Genomic DNA, 19,567 nt, shown 5'->3' on the forward strand with positions numbered 1-19,567 from the left:
GTGAAAATAAATAGTGAGTAGCAATTAACGTTGAAGGGTGATTTATATGCTGAAACTACCGGTGTATCATTCCGTTATTTCTTCCCATGCCTTAGTACCCGTAATTAATGATCTTTATGAAATCGGGGATGTTTTGGAGTGTAGTTTTTATGAGAACGGACTTAATGATACCTATTTACTAAAGACCTCTATTGATAAATACATTCTTAGGATCTATAAAGCTCATTGGCGAAATAAACATGAGATTGATTTTGAAGTGGAGGTATTGAATCACTTAAATAAGAAGAATATCCCTGTATCGGCTCCGGTAATCAGCAGGGATGGTGGTTACCTAATTGAGCTGGAGGCTCCTGAAGGAACACGTTACGCAGTACTGTTTACTTTTGCAAAAGGCAATTATTCCGATGAAAAAACTAGCTGTGAATTATACGGTGAACAAGTGGCTAAGATGCATCTGGCTATGGATGATTTCGAATGTGGGCAGCAAAGATTTACGCTTAATCTGGATCATCTGCTTAAAGAACCGCTTCAATCGATTCGCAAGCCTTTATCCCACAGGCAAGAGGATATCGATTATCTAGAATCTTTGTCGGAAGTATTGGCAAATAGCATAGCTGAAATCTCATCAGAGCTGGATTGGGGGGCATGTCATGGTGATCTTCATGGAGCGAACGTACATTTCTACGAGGATACCCTGACTCATTTCGACTTTGATTGCGGAGGTTTTGGCTGGAGGGCCTATGATGTTTCCGTGTTTTTGTGGTCAAGGGTTAGAGGGAAAGAACGAGAGCATTTTGACAATGAACAATGGACTGTTTTCCTGGAGTCATACCAAAAGCATAAAGTATTATCTGAGAACGATCTAAAGGCAATCCCTATATTTGTTGCTATCCGGGAGATATGGTTGATGGGTCTGCACACAGGGAACGCACAGGTTTGGAGTTGTGGGTGGCAAAACGATCATTACTTCAATACTAATCTGCAATTCCTACGTAATTGGTGTGAAGTTCATTCTATCCAATAGACAATACCCAAACAAGAAGCCACTCCATATTGATAAGCTCCCATCATAGTAGACAGTAGAAAAAACAAAAACTTCTACTGCTACAATGATGGGAGTTTTTCTAATGTCTAATAGAAGTCCAACATCTTTAAAAGTAAAATTACATGTCGTAGGGCTGTGCCTTGAGCACAAGTCAAATCCAAACTATGAGGCAAAGCAGCTAGGTCTTAGTTCACACACAGTTAGAGAATGGATTAGGAAATATAAAGCAGATGGTTTGGACGGGTTGAGGGAATCGAGAACATGGAAATCATACCCAAAGGAATTGAAGCTTGCTGCTGTTAACGAAGTGTTGTCTGGTCGTTGCTCCGTTGAAGAGGTGACAAACAAGCATTATATTTCAAGCAGAAGTGTTTTGACAAAATGGATTACCAAGTATACTAATGAGATAGAATTGAAACCTACACATACAGGAAAAGGACTATCTCATATGAACCAAGGACGTAAAACAACTTTCGAAGAACGCATTGAAATTGCACAATATACCATCGCTAATGGATTGGATTATCAGAAAGCGATTGAAAAGTACGGAGTATCTTATCAGCAAGTTTACGCATGGGTCCGGAAATATCAAGTTGGCCGCGAGGAGGCTCTTCAGGACAATCGCGGTCGCAAAAAGCCTGTAGAAGAACTAGATGAGCATGACCGCCTTAAACTACGGATTAAAGAGCTAGAAGCGCGAAATGAATACCTAGAGATGGAGAATGACTTCGCAAAAAAGTTGGCGGAGATCAAGCGACGAAATACACGCTAACCCTCGTTCGACAAGTAAACTTGTATCAAGCGATTCAAGAACTGAACAAAGAAAAAGGTCACGCAATTACGAAGTTGTGTGCGTTAGCTGGGGTTGCTCGATCTGCCTATTACAAGTGGTTAAAATGGAAACCCTCTTGCATAGAACTTGAAACTCGTGCGTTAGCGAAAGAAGTAAAGCTACGATATGACAAGCGAAAAGGGATTCTTGGCTATCGTCAAATGCGCACGCAATTAAACCGAAAGCTCAAAAAGAAGTACAACAAAAAGCGTTATTACCGAATCATGTGTGCTCTTGGGCTTAAAGCGGTCATTCGCAGAAAACGAGCAAGTTATGTGAAAGCTACGGAGATCCATGTAGCTGAAAATGTAATGAACCGTAACTTTGATGCCAATTCTCCTAATTCAAAATGGTGTACAGATGTGACTGAACTGAAGTACGGGAATGGGCGCAAAGCCTATTTGAGCGCTATTATTGATGTCTATGATAATTCCATTGTCTCATGGGTATTAAGCCATTCTAACAACAATAAACTCGTGATGGATACGTTGAAGAGGGCTTACGCAAAGAATCCTGGCGTATCCCCTCTTTTACAAAGCGACAGAGGCTTCCAGTACACGTCTCATGAGTACAACCGACTTCATATAAAATACGGATTTAAGAAAAGCATGTCTCGTGTGAGTCGGTGTTTGGACAACCAACCTATTGAGCGTTTTTGGGGTACATACAAGTCAGAAAGCTATTATCTTACAAAGTATGACACCTATGATGATGTCCTTACAGAGGTTAGCAAATATATTCACTACTACAATAATTACCGCTACACAGAGTGTTTGGATGGCTTGTCACCTAGCGAATACCGACGAGCTGCATAACGAAGATACCTCAGTTCTGGCAATACGAACTGAGGTATCTAAACTAACTATTTTTGTTTTTTACACTGTCCACTTGACAGGGAGCACTTCATATTTAGGGGTGGCTTTACTTCAGTCATTATTCATAAACGTCTTATGATAAGCGTTACGATATTGGGTGGGCGTCATGTTTTCGTATTTTCGGAAGAGGCGCATGAAATATTTATCGTCGGTGAACCCCGTCTCTGTCGCGATTTCCCTCACGCTTAATGCGGTTCTGGTTAGTAGCTCCTTCGCTTTAGTCACACGTGCTGAATGGATATATTCCAATGGCCCCATGGAGGTATGCTGTTTAAATAGCCGAGCTAAATAGTCCTTGTTGTAATTGAATTTATCCGCGATGATGGCCACGGTAAGCGGTTCGCTTGCATGTATCCTTGTCCACTCAGCTATTTTGACGAAGGTGACATCTTGCTGTGCGCGGATCAGCTTACTGGCGAACGGCTGAAGTGCATGCTCAGATAGCTCAATTAAAAGCGAGGTCAGCAAATAATTAACGCTGGAATAGGTTAAATACCCCGAATTGGCCACATGAAGGATTTGATTCGCCAGAATATGAATCCGGTCACTATGTTCGATTTTTATGATTTGGGGCAGATATAGATCATGTACGGACCATAAGCGCTGTGTGCGCGAAAAGATTTCTTCTGCCTCAGGCTTCATTTCCTCCTCACTCAGCAATAGCCCCTCGTTTGTCAGTTCGAAATGAAACCAATAAAACTTAACCCCGGGTCGTGACTCTCTATAGCCGACATGTGTGCGATTAGGCATGAGCAGAAGAGCTTCGTCAGGGCCTACTTCAAATTGTTTGTTTTCCTCACTCAAATATACTGTTTCGTTCACGCCAATGATTAGTTCGTAGTTCCCCATAACACGCTCCACATGCTTCCATGGTGTTTCTGAGATAAATTCACCTGCCGCTGTAAAATGAACAGGTACATCTGCATTTATTTTTAAATAGCTCATGCGGTCCTCCTAGCAATCAATAAGTCGGGTTTGTCCACTATTTGTACGACTGATCTACCGACAAATCAACGTTCCGGTGTTATCTTATGGATACAAATATACACTTGTCATCTAACCCTGACAAGATTGCGAGGGAGCGATTTCATTGAAGACGCAAGCTTTTGATCTACAGAACGTACGAATTGATTCAGGTCCACTTCTCCATGCGATGGAGTTAAATACTGATTATTTACTCAAGCTTGAGGCAGATCGGCTTCTGTCGCGTTTTCGCGAATATGCTGGCTTAGAGCCTAAGGCTGCTCACTACGAGGGCTGGGAATCTCAGGGGATTAGCGGCCATACGTTAGGCCATTATATTTCTGGATGTGCGTTAATGTATGCCTCTACGGGAAATGAAGAGCTGCTACAACGCGTGAATTATGTAGTAGATGAATTAGAGCAATGTCAGGATGCGCATGGCAATGGCTTTATTTCCGGCATTCCTCGTGGCAAGGAGTTATTTGAGGAAGTGAAGGCAGGCGACATTCGCTCACAGGGCTTTGACCTCAACGGAGGTTGGGTGCCACTTTACACGATGCATAAGCTGTTTGCAGGTCTTCGCGATGCTTATCGACTGGCCGGCAATCAGAAGGCGCTCGTTATTGAAACGAAGCTGGGCCTGTGGCTTGAGGATATTTTTGCAGGGCTGAGTAAAGATCAGATCCAAGAGGTGCTGCGTTGTGAGTTTGGCGGCATGAATGAAGCGCTGACGGATTTGGCAGAGGATTCCGGGGAAGAGCGTTTCCTCGCGTTAGCGGAAAGCTTTTATCATGGGGAAGTGCTTAATGATCTTGCTATAGAAAAAGATACCCTAGCTGGAAGACATGCTAATACACAGATTCCAAAAATCATCGGAGCTGCTAGACAATATGAGGTAACAGGGCAGGAGCATTATGCAGGTATTTCCCGCTTCTTCTGGGATCGGGTCGTGAATCATCATTCTTATGTGATCGGCGGCAACAGCTATAATGAGCATTTTGGTGAACCGGATAAGTTAAATGACCGATTGGGCGAAGGCTCCTGTGAGACATGCAACACGTACAACATGCTGAAGCTGACCAAGCATATGTTCCAATGGGATGCGTATGCAGCGTATGCGGATTACTACGAACGTGCGATGTATAACCACATCTTAGCCTCTCAGGAGCCGGTAGATGGCCGGGTATGTTACTTTGTATCTCTCGAGATGGGTGGACATAAATCATTTAATTCGCAGTTCGAAAGCTTTACGTGTTGTGTAGGCTCGGGAATGGAAAGCCATTCTATGTATGGCTCGGCGATATACTTCCATAGTGCAGATGAGCTTTATGTCAATCAGTACGTACCTTCTACAGTGGCTTGGAAAGAGCAAGGCATTAGCTTGCAGCAAGAGACCAAGTTCCCGGCAGAGGGACAAGGTGTACTGCGGATCAGTGCAGCACAGCCAACGAAATTCACATTAAAGCTAAGACATCCTTACTGGGCTGAGCAAGGGATGAGTGTTAGCGTAAATGGTGAAGATGTTCAAGTAAATGTAGGCAAATCTAACTACTTTACTTTGGATAGAGAGTGGCAGGATGGAGACGTTGTCGAATACGATATTCCGATGTCGGTGAGAATCGAGACGATGCCGGATAATCCCAACCGAGTTGCCTTCCTTTACGGGCCACTTGTGCTCGCAGGTGATTTTGGGTCTATAAATGCAGAGGCCAATAGCGATCGCGCCCTTGCCTCCGTATTAATCGGAGATCGGGACACACTGACGGACAACCTCATCCAATCTACTGTGAGCAAAAATGTGTTCCGGATGAAAGGTTTAGGGTATACAGGGGATCATGAGCTTCGTCCGTTCTACCCTATGCATGATCATCGTTATTCCGTGTATTGGGATTTGTTCACACCGGAAGAGTGGAAACTGGCAGAGGCTGAATATCGCGAAGCCGTGGAGAATAACTTGCTGCTTGAGCTGTTAACTGTCGATTCCGTACAACCTGCTGAAATGCAGCCTGAACGCGATCATAATTTCACAGGTGAATTTGTAGGCTTAGGCAAAATCCACAATCGCAAGTATCGGGACAGCTGGATCAATGGCTGGTTCTCCTTCACGATGGAAGTTTTGCCGGATGAGCAAGTGGATCTGGTGGTCACGTATCTGAAGTCGAACGATACTTCGCTGGCATTCGATATTTTGGCGGATGGGGAGCAACTTGGTGTAGGCACTCTTGAGTCTGAGGAGATGAATAAGCTGGAGACGATTCGCTATGAACTCCCGCAACCGATCACGAGCGGCAAATCAGCGGTTACGATCAAGTTTGCTTCTCATGAAGGACATAAGGTTGGCCAAGTGGCCGGACTTCGTATCGTTAAACGTAATTCTTGAATTAAAAGGCTTACAGAATTATAATAGGGTCAATTCTTTTAATTGAGGTGAAATGGATGTCTTTCCGTACCGTTACAAGGAACTAGTTATCGGGCTGGGTGAAACGCGTACCAGCTATCAAGGGGGGAGTCTACCCTTTTGATTACAACTAACTAGAGCTTTGTACGGTGCCATAGGCAGCTGTTTTTGTAGAGCCAGGCACTTAACCTATTTAACTTAGAGAACCGTTTATTTGTGGATGGTTTTTTACAGTGAGATAGGGGTGCCTGGCTTTTTTGCATTCAATTAAAAGAGGGGATAAACGATATGTTAAAAAAGAGTCTAGCTCACCTAAAGTGTTGGGTAGGTGGTTATATTTTATTGGGTTTTGCCATTCAGCTGTTAAGTAGTTTAGGTGTTGTTGTCTTTCAAAAAATATTAGATAAGGCCACGGTAATCAACAGTTTTGATGAAATAGCAACATTAATTATGGTGTATGGGGCTCTGCTGGCTGGGGTGGCGATCCTGAATTATATAGACGAATACCCGAGTGTGTTTTTATCGAACAGCATCACGGAGAGGTTAAAGATCATTGCACTGTCCAAAATATCAAAAATGGATTATCAAGCGTATCAGGATATGGGGACAGGGCAAATGATTAAGGTGATCGAGAACGGGGCAGCGGCTGGAAACAGTATTATTTTTTCTTTTTTTCTCAAAACACTACATGAGCTATTACCTACTCTTCTATTCAGTCTAGTCTTTATCAGCTTCTATGATCTAAGGATCATGTTAGTGATTGCAGCTGGCTATGTGGTCGTCTTTCTGATAACAAATCTGCTGTTGAAATTTCTGTATGCCATGAAGGCAACCATTCTCCAAGAGCAAGAAAAGATGTCCAGATTCTCTATCCGCGGGTTTATGGAATTGGTCGTCTTTAGAACCAACAAGAGATATGAGAAAGAGATCGAGAAATTAAGCCAGACCGCACGCACTATCATTCATAAAAATGCTCAGCTAAAAATGATCCATGAAGCTTTTTTTGCTATATTCGAGTTATTTGTCACGATCATTAAAGTTGTTGTCCTGATTTATGGTGTGAAAAGCATTGTCGCAGGCGAGACCTCACTTGGTATTGTGGTCGCATTGTTTATGTTCATCGATAAAATTTATACCCCAATTGCCATCTTCAATGTTTTATTTGTAGATTACAGACTGAATAAAGTGACTTACAGAAGATTCGAGGAATTTATTGCTGCCCCAGAAGATAAGAACTTGGAATCCGGAGAAGCCATCACTGAGCTCCAAGGCAATATTGAGTTTAGGGAGGTGTCCTTTACTTATGGGAATGTGCAGATACTGAATAACCTGTCATTTTCGCTTACGCGAGGAACTTCTGTTGCTATTGTCGGATTAAGTGGAGGCGGGAAATCTACGCTGATTAAATTGATTGTGGGGTTATTAAAAAAGGGCGAAGGTGAACTCTTACTGGACGGTAAGGATATCGATGAGATTCGTTTGAATAGCTACTATGATCATATTTCCTATCTATCCCAAGACACGCCGATTTTCGATGCTACGATAAGAGATAATATTGTATTCGATGAGGATACTCTGTCCGATGAAGAGCTATATGAGATTTTGGAAAAAGTTCATTTGCAGGAAAAAGTAAGCCATTTGCCGGATCGCTTAGATACTTTGGTGGGCGAAAAAGGTCTAAAATTATCAGGAGGCGAAAGACAGCGATTAGCCTTTGCCAGAATCATTGCCCAAAAAAGAAATATTCTAATTCTGGATGAGCCTGTGTCAGCGCTTGATAATATCACTGAGCAGAGTCTTATGGAGACGATTTTGAATGAATTTAAGGACAAAACTATCATCATTGTGGCCCACAGGCTTAATTTTATAAAAGACGTTGATAAGATACTGGTAGTGGATCAAGGGTCAATTGTTGGGGAAGGGAAGTTTGATGATTTAATAGAACAGTGCGAAGCTTTTAAAGCGTTATGGAATAGAAAAATATCGTTTACAGATTATCGATAAATTGCTAGACTCTTCTAAAAAAAGAGGTGCTATCGATGGCTTGGCCAACACATATTGTAGCGGTGGGTGGAATTGCAATAAATGAAGAGGGAGATATTCTTTTAGTAAAAACACATCATGGTGGGTGGGTATTTCCTGGAGGACAAGTGGAAGTTGGAGAAAACCTAATGGATGCACTAATTCGCGAGATTAAAGAGGAAAGTGGAATAGATGTCGTTGTTTCTCAATTGATTGGCGTGTATTCGAATACAGGTATGCATAAATGGTATGACGGTGAGACGGATGTTCCTACCAAGGTCATGTTAGACTTTATCTGCAAGCCCGTGGGAGGAGAATTAAGTACTTCAGAGGAAACATCTGAAGTGATGTGGGTAGCCAAGGAGAAGGTGCTGGATCTGATTTCTGCAGCGGCTATTCGTACCCGCTATCAAGCTTATTTGGATTTCGATGGAAATACTAGGTATATGGATTATGTAACTGGAGGTGCGTTCGAAGTTAAATTGGATCGGATGGTGTAAAAAAGATACTTTGAGGCTTTCCCGAAAGGGAAGGCCTCTTTTGTTGAGAATGAGCGATCATTCCGCTATATCGTATAAGGATTGTGACGAATCATCTCAATTAAATTCACTGCGGCTGCTGATAAGGGCTCATTTTTACGTGTACAGATCGCAATGGTGTTCTTCAGATGGATTCCTTCTACATATACTCGGCACAATTCTCCACGCTCTACATATTTGCGTACGACTAATGAAGAAACGAAGTTTGCACCATATCCGGCGATAACGGCTTTGATGGCTTCATGTAGTCCATTAAATTGCAAAGAGATGATAGGAGCGGGTGTGTTGTATGTGCGGCATAAAGATAATAATCGCTCCCGCGTTGAACTTCCTTTTTCACGCATAACAAAGGGTTCCTTCATCATTTCGGATAGAGAAACCTGCTGATTGGCATAACGATGATCGGGTGCGACTACAAACCATAACTCGTCCTGAAATAACTCCTCTGTCTGGATTGTATCTGGATAAGCCTCGGCGATTCCTCCATAAATAGCTATATCCACGTCTACATTTAACAGCTGCTTGAGGGCATCACTTGAGTTGGTAGTGGTGATCATCATCTCCACTTGTTCATATTGCTGCTTAAACTTTGCAATCCAGGTAGGAATGAGAAAGTGAGCAGGCAAATACGTTGCGGCTAGACGGATACTTCCGTTAGTGCCGTTAACATAATCTTGAGTGAATTGCTCAATTTGTTGTTCTACGGCGAACAGTCGCTTGGCGAGTAGAGTAAGCTCTTCCCCAGCATCCGTTAAAGCGATTCCTCTGCCTTGAGGTTTAAATAGGGTAAAGGACAGTTCTTTTTCGAACTTCTTAATCTGCGCAGTGATGGCAGGCTGACTTATATTTAAAATTTCTGAAGCGCGTGTCACACTGCCTGTCGATGCGATTACATGGAATAAGCGTAAGGCATGTAGGTTCATGGTTAAACTCCCATTCTTCGATTTATATATTAAATATATAAATTAGACTTAAAGATATATTATATTTATGATTATAACTGATTTACAATACAGATATAAAGATGAACTTGGAAAAATGAGATTAGGGAAAGGAGTAATGGAGAGGAGGTTTGGAACTGTAGGAGCGTAGCGATCGCCTTTGTCTCCGGATTTCAACCATGAACAAATACTAAAGGAGAAGTGATAAATATGAATCAAACGACTACTTGGGATAAAGTCGATCAGTATATTAAAGAGCGCCTGATTCCACAGGACGCTGTGTTGGAAGAAGTGTTGGTCACCAATCAACAGGCAGGGCTGCCGCCCTTTGATGTTTCGCCTAGTCAGGGGAAATTCCTGAATCTACTGGTGCAAATGAAAGGTGCACGCCGGATTTTGGAGATTGGCACCTTGGGCGGGTACAGTACGATTTGGATGGCAAGAGCCCTGCCGTCTGACGGACAGATAGTTACTTTGGAGCTGGATCCCATTCATGCGCAGGTAGCTAAAGCTAATCTTTCGCTTGCCGAGGTGGATCATCTGGTAGAGCTTCGTGTAGGGGATGCATTAGAGCAACTGTCTCAGATGAAACAAGAGGGCGTTGAACCCTTCGACTTTATTTTTATAGATGCCGATAAACCGAATAATCCTAACTATTTAAAGTGGGCGCTGCAATTCTCCCAGCCCGGATCGGTGATCCTTGGAGATAATGTGATTCGTGAAGGTGAGGTCATTAATGAGAATAGCGAAGACGCTCGTGTAGTAGGCGTACGGGAATTCTATGATCTGTTGGCTGAAGAGTCTAGAATTTCGGCTACTGCCATTCAGACGGTGGGAAGCAAAGGTTATGATGGATTTGTGTTGGGGATTGTGAATAGCTGAGGGATTCCACAGGTCCTCTGAGCGTTACGGACCCCAGTGACGCTATTGCTTAGAAAGAGGTTCATCTGTGTCCGATAGATGCCGGTGCCTCCTACCTGTAAATGATATCAAATCAAACAAAGGTGTCCCTAAGCCATGATGGCTTTAGGAACACCTTCGTTATTTTAAAGCGCCTCTTTAATCACCTTTTTGTAATAGAAGACGGACAATATTGCAAAGATCGAATACAAAGCAGTGTATAACAGCATCACCAGAATCATCGGTGTCCAAAGCTCTGTGCCGAATAAGAACCAGCCGGATTTAACGGCGAAGTAGCTGTGAAGCAGACCTATGACTAATGGAATACCGAAGTTGAACAATTGTTTCATCTGTATACCTCTGAGCAGATCACCTTGCGTGAATCCAAGCTTTCTCAGAATGGTGTAGTTAGGTTTTTCATTTTCACTTTCATCCATTTGTTTAAAGTATAGAATACATCCGGAGGTAATCAAGAAGGTTAACCCCAGAAAAGCAACGATAAACATAATGAGTCCCATATTTTGTTTTTGACCTTTTATCGACTCTAATTGAGAGTCTTGTTTGTTATTCTCATCAAATTTTAAGGTCTTGAAAAGTTCATTTGCCTGTTCAACGCTGGCCCGGACTTTCATATCAATCCCGATATTAAGGGAGGATCCTCTTTGAAGGGCAGGATCTAAATCCTTTTTTAAGCGCTTGAAGATCGATTCGTCTACAACTGCAACCGGTAAGCCACCACCTGTGTAATACCCTGAAATGGGACTTTCGATATCTAATCTTTTATAATCCTGCGGAAAAACCTCATGTAACCCTTTGAGTTCAATCGCACCTTTATCTTTCATAGTAACAAAATTATCCAATGTACTGCTTGATTTCGTGAAATAAGCTTTATCTGGAGTTAGATCAACGTCTTCAAGTGCATTTTCACTTATGACCGCCAGGGTCATAATATTTGAAAACATATTGTCTCCGTCCGGTTTTTTAACAAGAATCTCTTCAACATCTACATCGACCTGAAGGACTTGGGTCCTTCTTTCTGTAAATACTAAATCATTTGCCGTTAGGATCTTTGTAAATTGTTCAGCCTCTTGGGCATTCGTGAATACAAAATCCGTTGGGACATATTGCTTGGAAGTTTTCTCAGCAGAGTAAAAGGAAATGTAGCTAAGGGATAATAAACCCAGGGCTAGTGCCGATACCGTTGTAATGATGGTTAATAATACGGCATTGGATTTCATGCGAAACATAATGGAGGAAAGAGATAGAACCTCTCTAATGTTCAGATAGCCGTTTTTCCGCTTACGAATGATATGAAAAATAAAACTTACCGAGCCTTTATAAAATAGATAGGTCCCAATAATGACGGATCCCAAAATAGTAATCATGGATATAGCCAATTGATTCATTGAGGTTACGTCTTCGGTAAGTAATTTAGAGGAGAGCACATAGCCCAGTAGGATTAGGCCAATTCCGACAATCCCTATGATCATTTCAAAGAAGGATAACTTTTTCACTGTACCTTCTGTTGTTGAGGTCACCCGGAACAAGGATAAAATACTTTGTCTTTTAATAAATCCATAATTCATCAGCATGATCAAAAGATAAATCACACAGAATACGATTAACGTCTGAATCAAAGCTTCGATAGAGAAATGAAGGGAGGCTATAGCATCGACCCCCATTATCTTAAATAAGATCATGAGGATTAATTTTGAGATAGAAAAGCCAACCAATATCCCCAGGACCAAGGAACCGAAATACAGAATAAAGTTCTCTGCCGAAAGAATGCGGAAGATTTTATTTTTGGTCATTCCAATTAACTGAAATAAGCCAATTTCTTTACCGCGTCGTTTGATGAAGATCGTATTAGCATATAACAGGAAAATAGAGACAATTACGACTAGTAAAATCGAGGCAGCCATGATTGCTGCGCCCCCTTTGATAGAGCTTTCCAGCTCATCCATCGAGGGATCATATTGCAAGGTGACAAAGGCGAAATATAAGGCCACACTAAAAACTAGCGCAAACACGTATAGGTAGTAATTTCGAATGTTTTTTCGCAGATTTCGAATCATTAATACATTAATGCTCATTCTGCACACCGCCTAATACACCCTGTGTTTTTATAATGTCGTTGAAGAAAACTTGTCTTGATTGTTCTCCTTTATTTAGCTGCGTATAGATTTTTCCATCTTTTATAAAAATAACTCTACTGCAATAACTGGCAGCCACTGGATCATGTGTAACCATAACGATAGTTGCTTTTCGTTTTTGATTGAGTTCACTTAGCTTATTTAATAAATCAGAAGCGGATTTAGAATCCAGCGCCCCGGTAGGCTCATCAGCAAAAATAATACTTGGATCATGAATGAAGGCACGAGCTGCTGAGGTACGTTGTTTTTGACCGCCAGAGATTTCATTGGGGTACTTATTTTTTAATTCCAAAATCCCCAATTCCTTTGCGAGACTTTCGAATTTCTGATTGGCGGCTTTCTTGGGTGTATTGGTAATGGATAGTGGCAGCAGGATATTCTCCTTTACCGTCAGTGTGTCCAAGAGATTATATTCTTGAAAAATAAAACCTAAATGATTTTTGCGAAATTCCGCGAGCTGCTTCTCTTTCATATTGGAGATTTCATTGCCCTCAATGGTAATAGATCCGTTGCTGATTTTGTCGATCGACGAGAGTACGTTGAGTAGGGTTGTTTTACCTGAACCGGAAGGCCCCATGATGCCAACGAATTCGCCTTCTTCTATACGAATATCGAGTCCGCTTAACACGGATTGTTTGTTTAATTTATTGCCATAGCTTTTATGAATTTTAGTAGCTTCTAGAATTGCCATAATGATTCACTCCTTCGTTTCTTCTTGTATAGCCTTATTATAAAAAAGTTTATTGTTCTTATCCTGCGATTGCCCGAACAAAATATAAAAGCATGTGACATTGTTGTCACATGCTTGAGATTTTAACGAATTCATTTTTGAGTGGGAAGGTTAGAGTAAATGTTGATCCCGCTCCAAGCTTGGATTGAACTCCGATGCTGATGAGTAAGGATTGAGCTGCTTTCTGAGCTAAATATAAGCCCATGCCTGTGGCTGCATTGTCGCGATGTACAGTAGTGGAAGTAAACCCTCTATCGAAGATGCGCGGCAGGTCCTTCGGATCTATCCCGCGCCCGGAATCCTTCACCTCAAGAACGATATGTTCAGCTTGCTGGTAGCTATTCACTGTAATATCAGAAGCTTCACTATATTTTACGGCGTTGGTTAGTAGTTGTCTGAGGATAAAAGCCAGCCATTTAGCATCACTAAGCACTTCAGCAGCTTCTAAGTGCAACTCAAAGCCGATTCCCTTCTGAATACACCAAGACTGTAACGTCTTAATCTCACTAAAAATAAGCGTTTCTATATCGATTTGCTCCATATACAGATCGTTTTCAATAAAGGGTATCCGTCTTTGGTGGAGCTGCTGATCCAGCAGCAGATGAATACGCAGCCACTCATAGGTCAAGTGCCTCTTCATAACATCATCTTCTATACGTTCAATCATTAGATGCATTGCGGTCAGTGGAGTCTTTACTTCATGAATCCAGGATAACAGCTCATCCTTCTCTTGCTCCAAGTTCATTAGATTGTCTGAAGCAGTCCGCTTTAACAATTTCACTTGGTTGGTGATGCTCTCTTCGATGATTTTCTCAAAAGGACTTTCGGCAAGAGCGATGCTTGTCAGATCGAGATCATCGTCCCGCTCATTTAAGCTTTTATAAAATCTGGTTTCCTTAGGATAGCGAATGACTAGAAAAATTACGAAAAAAATCATCGATAAAGAGACCAGATAGAGCACTGAAGACAGGGGGATGGTCGGGTCCATAAAGGTGATAAAGAGCATAAATAGATGTACAAAGAGAAAAAGCAAAATCCAACCGAGTCTTTCGAGCAGGTACTTTTTAATCATAGAGAATCCTCTTCAATGGCTACGTACCCTTGTCCAACCTTCGTCTCAATAAACGCCCCTAATTCAAGCTCGTCGAGCTTTTTGCGCAGCCGATTTACGTTGACGGTAAGAGTGTTATCACTAATAAAGCGCTTATCGTCCCATAAGCTATTAATTAATTCCTCGCGGGTGACGATTTTATTCTTTTTCTCAATGAGCAATTTCAATATGAAAATCTCATTTTTGGTAAGCTCAATCGTTCCCGTGTCGTTGGTCACTGAATTCCGTTCATAATCGACGGTGGCTCCGCACCACGTTTTGAGTTCAATGTTATCCGTATTGTAATTGTACACCCGCCGGAGAATGGCTTGCACCTTGGCAATGAGTACATCGAAATGGAAGGGCTTTTGGATATAATCATCGGCTCCCAGCTGCATGGACATCACCATATCTGTCGGATGATCCCGGGAGGATAAGAAGATAATCGGCAGATTAGAGTGAGAGCGAATCATTCTACACCAATGAAATCCATCGAATTTGGGTAATTGGATATCAATTATCACTAAATCAGGTTTGATTTCCGTGAATTCCTGCGTAACATTGTTGAAATCTTGAATGCCATATACATCATAAGACCACTGCGTAAGCCGTTCTTTGATCTCATTAAACAGCGTTGTATCATCTTCGATTAATAAAAGCTTGAACAAATCGGTCACCACACTTTTAGTTTCGTGCCTTGCATTTAGAATACGCTTAAATGATTGAAGCCATACTTTGATTGTGCTTAGAGCATTGCAGATAACACTGTCTGATAATGCGCAAATTCCTTCGTTTCATTAAACTGAGGGCACATTTTCAAGGAGAGCAGGGCGCTTTCGATTAAGAACTCTCTTGGTTCCTTGTTGTTCATGATCTCTTCTTGGATAAAATATAACAGCTTCAGTGCATTGGACAGGCTAGGATCATCGGCGGCGAATGATTTATCAATGATTTTTTTTAAGCTTACGGTCGCAAACGATAAATCATTATTAAAAAAATCAGTGTATTCAGCAACAGGCAATAGTTTCCCTACATGATCGGGGGAGATAAGCTGGATTCCCTTTTCGCTTACATCCTCAACAATCGTCTGGATAAGAGTAGTGCAATAATTAATGATTTGTTGAGAGGTAATGACTTCATTCATGGCACTGTTAATTTGCAGCATATGTTGCAAGATGCCTGTGAAAATGATGGCTCCATCCAGTAGATAGGGCTTCTTATCTTCAGAAAATATATGCAGGAAACGTTCATGCACCCAGGTTAATAAGGTGAATTTAGTTTTTTTGATGAACGTAATTAAGTCCGGATCATTGGAGACCAGGGCATCTTCAACCAGCTGCAACAATTTATTTTTCTTATTGATTTTCATAACCAGTTGAACTTGTTTAGCGAATATATCAATGTCAGAGGGGTCCTGGCCAATGAGCAGGCCATTTCTGCCTTCTTCCAGCTGGTCATGAATAGAGGTGAATACAGCTTTAAAGAGATCCCCTTTGGAAGGGAAATAATTATAAAAAGATCCTTTGGAGATCCGGCTGTGATTCAGAATGTCCTGTATGGATGTGGCGTGGTAGCCTTTTTCAATAAATAATTCATGTGCTTTTTGAATCACTTGCTCTTTCCGTTTATTTATCATCTTAGGTGCCCCTTTAAGCTGGACTCTTTTGTGCAAAAAAACACTTCACGTAGAATAGACTAGCTTATATTTCCACTTAATACAATTTAGTTTTTAAATGAATTCTGACTTGCCAAGCAGTAAATATAAGAGTAATATATTCTACATTGTAACATAAGTTCAAATTTGAACCGACGGTATGATTATAGGATGGAGGATTCCAAAATGAAAACGAAAGAAAGTAAAGCGTCCTATGGGATTTTGGCAATCCTTATGATTGGTGCATTTGTTGCTTTACTAAGTAATACACTACTCAATATAGCTTTACCATCGATTATGAAGGATTTTGATGTCAGTGCCTCAACGGTACAGTGGCTATCGACGGGTTATATGCTAGTGAACGGGATCATGATTCCTTCAACGGCCTTTTTAATTCAAAAGTATACAGCGAGACGATTATTCTTAATCGCCATTGGATTATTTGCAATAGGGACCTTTATTGGAGGCTTTGCTCCAAGTTTCCCTGTATTATTGATTGCGAGAATGGTCCAAGCCTCAGGGGCCGCAATTATGATGCCATTATTAATGAATGTATTGTTTACCACATTTCCACCTGAAAAACGCGGCTCGGCCATGGGGATGTTTGGTTTGGTTATGATTTTTGCACCAGCCATTGGTCCTACACTGTCAGGATGGATTATTCAGCATTATGAATGGCCTGTGCTGTTCTTTATGATTGCACCTATCGCCGTATTGGTGTTCATTCTTGCCTTCTTCAAACTGCATGATCCTAAAAAAGATGTGGCTATTAAAATCGATATTCTATCTGTAGTTCTATCAGCGATTGGGTTCGGGGGTCTTCTATACGGCTTCAGTTCCGCTGGGAATAAAGGATGGGATGATCCAATGGTCTACTCCACCCTTATTATCGGGGTTATTGGTTTAGTGATATTCATAATGCGCCAGATGAGAATGAAGGAGCCTATGCTTAACTTCAGAGTGTACAAATATCCGATGTTCGCTTTATCCTCAGCGATTTCGATTACACTGAATATGGCGATGTTCTCAGCGATGATGTTAATGCCGATTTACCTGCAAAATATTAGAGGCATTTCACCTCTGGATTCGGGACTCCTAATGTTGCCTGGTGCGTTGATTATGGGGGTTATGTCTCCAATCACAGGTAAATTGTTCGATAAATTCGGCGGCAAAGTCTTGGCGTTAATGGGTCTGGCTATCGTAGTGATCAGTACGTATTTCTTTAGTGATCTAACTGAAACAACGAAATATTCGACACTTATGATTTTGTATTCTGTGAGAATGTTCGGGATTTCAATGGTTATGATGCCTGTGATGACCAATGGTCTGAACTCCATCCCGGCTAAATATACACCGCATGGTACAGCCATGAACAGTACGATTCAGCAAGTCTCCGGGGCGATTGGCGGGGCGCTGCTTGTAACGATTATGTCTAACAGTACCACTTCACATGTCAAAGATATGGTAGCAGAAGCTGTGAGTAAATTAACGGCTAAACCTTCTGCAGAGCAATTGCTGGGTATTCAAAATCAAGTCATCGCAAAAGCAACGATCGAAGGAATTAACGATGCGTTCTTAGTGTCAGTAGGCGTAGCCATCATTGCCTTTATCCTAGCTTTCTTCATAAAAAGAGGGATACAGCCTAAGGATACAGAAACAGTCGAAGAAAAAGTGGCTGTTAAACAAGTTTCATCCGCTAGATCGATGTAATTTGCTATGCAGAAAGACGCTCACCTGTGAAGTGCTCCCTGTCAAGTGGACAGTGTAAAAAACAAAAATAGTTAGTTTAGATACCTCAGTTCGTATTGCCAGAACTGAGGTATCTTCGTTATGCAGCTCGTCGGTATTCGCTAGGTGACAAGCCATCCAAACACTCTGTGTAGCGGTAATTATTGTAGTAGTGAATATATTTGCTAACCTCTGTAAGGACATCATCATAGGTGTCATACTTTGTAAGATAATAGCTTTCTGACTTGTATGTACCCCAAAAACGCTCAATAGGTTGGTTGTCCAAACACCGACTCACACGAGACATGCTTTTCTTAAATCCGTATTTTATATGAAGTCGGTTGTACTCATGAGACGTGTACTGGAAGCCTCTGTCGCTTTGTAAAAGAGGGGATACGCCAGGATTCTTTGCGTAAGCCCTCTTCAGCGTATCCATCACGAGTTTATTGTTGTTGGAATGGCTTAATACCCATGAGACAATAGAATTATCATATACATCAATAATGGCGCTCAAATAGGCCTTTCGTCCATTCCCATACTTTAGTTCTGTCACATCTGTACACCATTTTAAATTAGGAGAGTTGGCATCAAAGTTACGGTTCATTACATTTTCTGCTACATGGATCTCCGTAGCTTTCATATAACTCGCTCGTTTTCTGCGAATGACGGCTTTAAGCCCAAGAGCACACATAATTCGGTAATAACGCTTTTTGTTGTACTGCTTTTTGAGCTTTCGGTTTAATTGCGTGCGCATTTGACGGTAGCCAAGAATCCCTTTTCGCTTGTCATATCGTAGCTTTACTTCTTTCGCTAACGCACGGGTTTCAAGTTCTATGCAAGAGGGTTTCCATTTTAACCACTTGTAATAGGCAGATCGAGCAACCCCAGCTAACGCACACAACTTCGTAATTGCGTGACCTTTTTCTTTGTTCAGTTCTTGAATCGCTTGATACAAGTTTACTTGTCGAACGAGGGTTAGCGTGTATTTCGTCGCTTGATCTCCGCCAACTTTTTTGCGAAGTCATTCTCCATCTCTAGGTATTCATTTCGCGCTTCTAGCTCTTTAATCCGTAGCTTAAGACGTTCATGCTCCTCTAGTTCTTCTACAGGCTTTTTACGGCCTCGATTGTCCTGAAGAGCTTCCTCACGGCCAGCTTGATATTTCCGAACCCATGCGTAAACTTGCTGATAAGATACACCGTACTTTTCAATCGCTTTCTGATAATCCAATCCATTAGCGATGGTATATTGTGCAATTTCAATACGTTCTTCGAAAGTTGTTTTACGTCCTTTGTTCATATGAGATAGTCCTTTTCCTTTATGTGTAGGTTTTAATTCTATCTCATTAGTATACTTGGTAATCCATTTGATCAAAACACTTCTACTTGAAATATGATGCTTGTTTGTCGCCTCTTCAACGGAGAAACGACCAGACAACACTTCTTTAACAGCAGCTAGTTTGAATTCCTTTGAGTATGTTTTCCATGTTCTCGATTCCTTTAACCCGTCCAAACCATCTGCTTTATATTTCCTAATCCATTCTCTAACCGTGTGCGAACTAAGACCTCGTTGTTTTGCCTCATAGTTTGGATTCGACTTGTGCTCAAGGCACAGCCGTACGACATGTAATTTTACTTCTAAAGATGCTGGACTTCTTTTAGACATTAGAAAAACTCCCGTCATTGTAGCAGTAGAAG

General features: G+C 41.5%; 17 protein-coding genes. 8 read left to right on the plus strand and 9 right to left on the minus strand.

Annotated elements, in window-relative coordinates:
• Positions 1 to 46 precede the first annotated feature (46 nt).
• The 3 genes from NSQ66_RS01925 to NSQ66_RS01935 all read left to right on the plus strand — a co-directional run bounded on the left by NSQ66_RS01925 (position 47) and on the right by NSQ66_RS01935 (position 2,692).
• On the plus strand, positions 47 to 1,024 hold the full coding sequence (locus tag NSQ66_RS01925) for a phosphotransferase (RefSeq protein WP_038568402.1): 978 nt from the start codon (positions 47 to 49) through the stop codon (positions 1,022 to 1,024).
• A 103-nt stretch (positions 1,025 to 1,127) separates the two neighbouring features.
• Positions 1,128 to 1,817: a helix-turn-helix domain-containing protein gene (locus NSQ66_RS01930; RefSeq protein ID WP_036683516.1), complete on the plus strand. Its 690-nt coding sequence runs from the start codon at positions 1,128 to 1,130 to the stop codon at positions 1,815 to 1,817.
• A 20-nt stretch (positions 1,818 to 1,837) separates the two neighbouring features.
• Entirely contained in the window at positions 1,838 to 2,692 is an 855-nt protein-coding gene (locus NSQ66_RS01935) for an IS3 family transposase (protein ID WP_081388102.1), read from the plus strand.
• Positions 2,693 to 2,803: 111 nt separating this feature from the next.
• Here the strand turns inward: NSQ66_RS01935 and NSQ66_RS01940 are convergent, their stop codons facing one another.
• The gene (locus NSQ66_RS01940; protein WP_036682739.1) at positions 2,804 to 3,697 is read right to left on the minus strand and encodes a helix-turn-helix transcriptional regulator; all 894 of its coding nucleotides are present in this window, start codon (positions 3,695 to 3,697) and stop codon (positions 2,804 to 2,806) included.
• Between the two features lie 145 nt (positions 3,698 to 3,842).
• Between NSQ66_RS01940 and NSQ66_RS01945 the strand changes: the two genes are divergently transcribed.
• From NSQ66_RS01945 to NSQ66_RS01955, 3 genes are all read left to right on the plus strand, one after another.
• Positions 3,843 to 6,095 (plus strand): glycoside hydrolase family 127 protein, encoded by a 2,253-nt coding sequence (locus NSQ66_RS01945; protein WP_076142323.1) that lies wholly within the window; start codon positions 3,843 to 3,845, stop codon positions 6,093 to 6,095.
• Between the two features lie 306 nt (positions 6,096 to 6,401).
• A complete protein-coding gene (locus NSQ66_RS01950; protein WP_076142322.1) occupies positions 6,402 to 8,117 on the plus strand; it encodes an ABC transporter ATP-binding protein in 1,716 nt (571 codons plus the stop codon).
• 35 nt (positions 8,118 to 8,152) lie between these two features.
• A complete protein-coding gene (locus tag NSQ66_RS01955) occupies positions 8,153 to 8,635 on the plus strand; it encodes an NUDIX hydrolase (RefSeq protein WP_076142321.1) in 483 nt (160 codons plus the stop codon).
• A gap of 65 nt (positions 8,636 to 8,700) precedes the next feature.
• Here NSQ66_RS01955 and NSQ66_RS01960 read toward each other — a convergent pair whose 3' ends face one another.
• A complete protein-coding gene (locus NSQ66_RS01960) occupies positions 8,701 to 9,597 on the minus strand; it encodes a LysR family transcriptional regulator (RefSeq protein WP_076142320.1) in 897 nt (298 codons plus the stop codon).
• A 228-nt stretch (positions 9,598 to 9,825) separates the two neighbouring features.
• On the opposite strand from NSQ66_RS01960, the gene NSQ66_RS01965 reads away from it, so the two are divergent.
• Complete coding sequence (locus NSQ66_RS01965) at positions 9,826 to 10,497, plus strand: O-methyltransferase (protein WP_076142319.1); 672 nt, start codon at positions 9,826 to 9,828, stop codon at positions 10,495 to 10,497.
• Between the two features lie 164 nt (positions 10,498 to 10,661).
• Here NSQ66_RS01965 and NSQ66_RS01970 read toward each other — a convergent pair whose 3' ends face one another.
• From NSQ66_RS01970 to NSQ66_RS01990, 5 genes are all read right to left on the minus strand, one after another.
• Entirely contained in the window at positions 10,662 to 12,608 is a 1,947-nt protein-coding gene (locus NSQ66_RS01970; RefSeq protein WP_038568418.1) for an ABC transporter permease, read from the minus strand.
• Positions 12,598 to 13,359, minus strand: a complete 762-nt coding sequence (locus tag NSQ66_RS01975) for an ABC transporter ATP-binding protein (protein ID WP_038568421.1) — start codon at positions 13,357 to 13,359, stop codon at positions 12,598 to 12,600. The genes NSQ66_RS01970 and NSQ66_RS01975 overlap by 11 nt, the downstream gene beginning before the upstream one ends.
• A gap of 106 nt (positions 13,360 to 13,465) precedes the next feature.
• Positions 13,466 to 14,470 carry a sensor histidine kinase gene (locus NSQ66_RS01980; protein ID WP_038568424.1) on the minus strand — a complete coding sequence of 335 codons (1,005 nt, stop codon included), beginning with the start codon at positions 14,468 to 14,470 and terminating at the stop codon, positions 13,466 to 13,468.
• The gene (locus NSQ66_RS01985; RefSeq protein ID WP_076124606.1) at positions 14,467 to 15,156 is read right to left on the minus strand and encodes a response regulator transcription factor; all 690 of its coding nucleotides are present in this window, start codon (positions 15,154 to 15,156) and stop codon (positions 14,467 to 14,469) included. The genes NSQ66_RS01980 and NSQ66_RS01985 overlap by 4 nt, the downstream gene beginning before the upstream one ends.
• Before the next feature lie 77 nt (positions 15,157 to 15,233).
• Complete coding sequence (locus tag NSQ66_RS01990; RefSeq protein ID WP_249267784.1) at positions 15,234 to 16,124, minus strand: TetR/AcrR family transcriptional regulator; 891 nt, start codon at positions 16,122 to 16,124, stop codon at positions 15,234 to 15,236.
• A 204-nt stretch (positions 16,125 to 16,328) separates the two neighbouring features.
• Here NSQ66_RS01990 and NSQ66_RS01995 point away from each other — a divergent pair, with 204 nt between their 5' ends.
• Positions 16,329 to 17,852, plus strand: a complete 1,524-nt coding sequence (locus NSQ66_RS01995) for a DHA2 family efflux MFS transporter permease subunit (RefSeq protein ID WP_036682711.1) — start codon at positions 16,329 to 16,331, stop codon at positions 17,850 to 17,852.
• 118 nt (positions 17,853 to 17,970) lie between these two features.
• Here the strand turns inward: NSQ66_RS01995 and NSQ66_RS02000 are convergent, their stop codons facing one another.
• Positions 17,971 to 18,825 carry an IS3 family transposase gene (locus tag NSQ66_RS02000; protein WP_081390719.1) on the minus strand — a complete coding sequence of 285 codons (855 nt, stop codon included), beginning with the start codon at positions 18,823 to 18,825 and terminating at the stop codon, positions 17,971 to 17,973.
• A gap of 20 nt (positions 18,826 to 18,845) precedes the next feature.
• Positions 18,846 to 19,535: a helix-turn-helix domain-containing protein gene (locus NSQ66_RS02005; protein WP_076142611.1), complete on the minus strand. Its 690-nt coding sequence runs from the start codon at positions 19,533 to 19,535 to the stop codon at positions 18,846 to 18,848.
• Positions 19,536 to 19,567: the final 32 nt, after the last annotated feature.

It is taken from the genome of Paenibacillus sp. FSL H3-0329, from assembly GCF_037963285.1.
Classification (GTDB): domain Bacteria; phylum Bacillota; class Bacilli; order Paenibacillales; family Paenibacillaceae; genus Paenibacillus_AQ; species Paenibacillus_AQ odorifer.

What these genes read in the sequence shown, in the direction of transcription:
- NSQ66_RS01990 (WP_249267784.1), bottom strand. Translation starts at nt 16,124, where the DNA reads ATGATAAATAAACGGAAAGAGCAAGTGATTCAAAAAGCACATGAATTA.
- NSQ66_RS01995 (WP_036682711.1), top strand. Translation starts at nt 16,329, where the DNA reads ATGAAAACGAAAGAAAGTAAAGCGTCCTATGGGATTTTGGCAATCCTT.
- NSQ66_RS01970 (WP_038568418.1), bottom strand. Translation starts at nt 12,608, where the DNA reads ATGAGCATTAATGTATTAATGATTCGAAATCTGCGAAAAAACATTCGA.
- NSQ66_RS01975 (WP_038568421.1), bottom strand. Translation starts at nt 13,359, where the DNA reads ATGGCAATTCTAGAAGCTACTAAAATTCATAAAAGCTATGGCAATAAA.
- NSQ66_RS01965 (WP_076142319.1), top strand. Translation starts at nt 9,826, where the DNA reads ATGAATCAAACGACTACTTGGGATAAAGTCGATCAGTATATTAAAGAG.
- NSQ66_RS01960 (WP_076142320.1), bottom strand. Translation starts at nt 9,597, where the DNA reads ATGAACCTACATGCCTTACGCTTATTCCATGTAATCGCATCGACAGGC.
- NSQ66_RS01950 (WP_076142322.1), top strand. Translation starts at nt 6,402, where the DNA reads ATGTTAAAAAAGAGTCTAGCTCACCTAAAGTGTTGGGTAGGTGGTTAT.
- NSQ66_RS01955 (WP_076142321.1), top strand. Translation starts at nt 8,153, where the DNA reads ATGGCTTGGCCAACACATATTGTAGCGGTGGGTGGAATTGCAATAAAT.
- NSQ66_RS01925 (WP_038568402.1), top strand. Translation starts at nt 47, where the DNA reads ATGCTGAAACTACCGGTGTATCATTCCGTTATTTCTTCCCATGCCTTA.
- NSQ66_RS02005 (WP_076142611.1), bottom strand. Translation starts at nt 19,535, where the DNA reads ATGTCTAAAAGAAGTCCAGCATCTTTAGAAGTAAAATTACATGTCGTA.
- NSQ66_RS01980 (WP_038568424.1), bottom strand. Translation starts at nt 14,470, where the DNA reads ATGATTAAAAAGTACCTGCTCGAAAGACTCGGTTGGATTTTGCTTTTT.
- NSQ66_RS01930 (WP_036683516.1), top strand. Translation starts at nt 1,128, where the DNA reads ATGTCTAATAGAAGTCCAACATCTTTAAAAGTAAAATTACATGTCGTA.
- NSQ66_RS01940 (WP_036682739.1), bottom strand. Translation starts at nt 3,697, where the DNA reads ATGAGCTATTTAAAAATAAATGCAGATGTACCTGTTCATTTTACAGCG.